This is a genomic window from Spongiactinospora gelatinilytica, from assembly GCF_003236385.1.
Lineage (GTDB): Bacteria > Actinomycetota > Actinomycetes > Streptosporangiales > Streptosporangiaceae > Spongiactinospora > Spongiactinospora gelatinilytica.
Genome location: NZ_POUA01000691.1, coordinates 1 through 1,652, shown reverse-complemented (window position 1 = coordinate 1,652; position 1,652 = coordinate 1). Strand labels below are relative to the sequence as shown.

At 75.9% G+C, this 1,652-nt stretch carries 2 protein-coding genes; both read right to left on the bottom strand.

Annotated elements, in window-relative coordinates; genetic code table 11:
• Nucleotides 1-208: DUF2510 domain-containing protein (locus C1I98_RS45935; protein ID WP_146607920.1), on the bottom strand; the 208-nt coding region annotated here is incomplete at its 3' end.
• A gap of 83 nt (nucleotides 209-291) precedes the next feature.
• Nucleotides 292-1,652, bottom strand: a 1,361-nt coding sequence (locus tag C1I98_RS42345; RefSeq protein ID WP_111172156.1) for a protein kinase family protein, incomplete at its 5' end; no start/stop codon positions are given.

The following is a 1,652-nucleotide window of genomic DNA, read 5'->3' as shown; positions in this document are numbered from 1 at the left end:
CCTGAGGCGCGCCCTGGGGCCCGGTGCCCTGCCCGACCCCGGGCCCCGGCTGCGCCGCCTGAGGCCCGGTATGCGTGCCCGCCGGAGCCCCCTGCGACGGAGGCTCCAGCGGGTGTGTCGCGTCGGTCCACTGGTTCCCGTCCCACCACCGGAGATTCGGTGACCCATAGGGGTCGGGGTACCAGCCTGCGGGGGTTTGCGTGGTCATGGCCGCCAGATTAGTCAGATCGCGGCCGGCCGCGCAGTGGCGGCGGCCTCCGGGTTGGCTCCGAACAGTGTCATCGGCACCTGTCACCGGCACCGGTAGGTGAAGGTCGCCTTGTCCTCCACACGCCCGCCCTCGGGCAACGGGGAGATCACCCGCAGGGTCGCGGTGCCCTTGAACGACCCCTCGCCCTTGACCGTCCACTTCAGGCTCACCGGGTAGGACGACGTGCCCGACCGTACGCTCTCCAACTGCTCGATCGGCTCGTCCCGGTCACTGCGCCGCCATTCGTACCGGACCTCGCCCGCGGACCCGTTGGTGACGATCGTGGCGTTGATCGTCACCGTCGTGTCGCAGCCCTGGGTCTTCTTGGGGGCCTTGACGTTCACCCCCTCCACCACGAGCGCGGGCCCGCCGGTGAACTGGAGCCAGGCCAGCACCGCCGCCACGACGACCAGCGCGAACACCGACGTGCTCAGCGCCAGCCTGCGGCGTCTGCGCCCGGCCGCCGCCCGCTGGGCGCCGCGGCGGTCGGCGCCGTGCACGGTCTGCTGCCCGGACTGCCAGATCTTCTCGGCGGCGTTGCGGGGCGGCACGCCGGGCCCGAAGCGCACCTCGCCCTTGGCGTGCGTGTCCGCGGTCGGCTGGGCCGGATCATGCGTCTCGGGGGTGGGTAAGGCGTCGGCGGTGAGGGGCGTGGGGACGCGCAGGAGGGTGACGATCTCGCCCTCGTCCCGCTCGGCCGAGCCGTACGGCCCGGTGCCCATGACGCCTTCGTCCCGCGCGTACCGCCACCCCCGTACCACCTCGGCCAGCCGCTCGCGGCCCGCGTGCCCGCCGGGCAGGTGCTCAAGGCCGCTCAGCAGCACCTCACGCCCCGCCGCGAGGCCCTGCGCGGTCGCGGTCGCCGCTGCCCGGTCCAGCAGCGCCGCGCCCGGCGCGGAGTGCGCCGCCCACACCGCCGCCAGCCCGCGCGCCAGCGCCGCCCACGCCGTGACGTCCTGGGCGGGCGAGGGGGAACGGCCGCGCAGCGCGTCGGCGAGGCCGCGTTCGGCCAGCAGGGTCGCGCCGTCCTCGGCGATCACCACCGCGCCGGGCCGCACCGAGCCGTGCGCCAGCCCCGCCGCGTGTACGGCCAGCAGCGTCGCGGCCGACTCCACCAGCACCGCCGCCGCGCTCGCCGTGTCGAGCCCGGTCTCCGTGGCGGGCTCGATCAGGTCGGTGAGGGTCGGACCGGCCGGATGCCCGGCCAGCAGCCACACCTCCTCGCCCGCCGCGACCAGGTCCAGCACCGGCATCAGCCCGCTCAGCCCGCCGGCGACCAGCCGCTGGTCGGAGGTGACCGCGCTGACCAGCCGCTGCCGGGCCCAGCCCGCCGCCACCAGCCCGGCGTCGAACCGCAGCGCGCTCACCCGCCGCCCGTCCGGCGCGACGGCCTCCCAGAAGG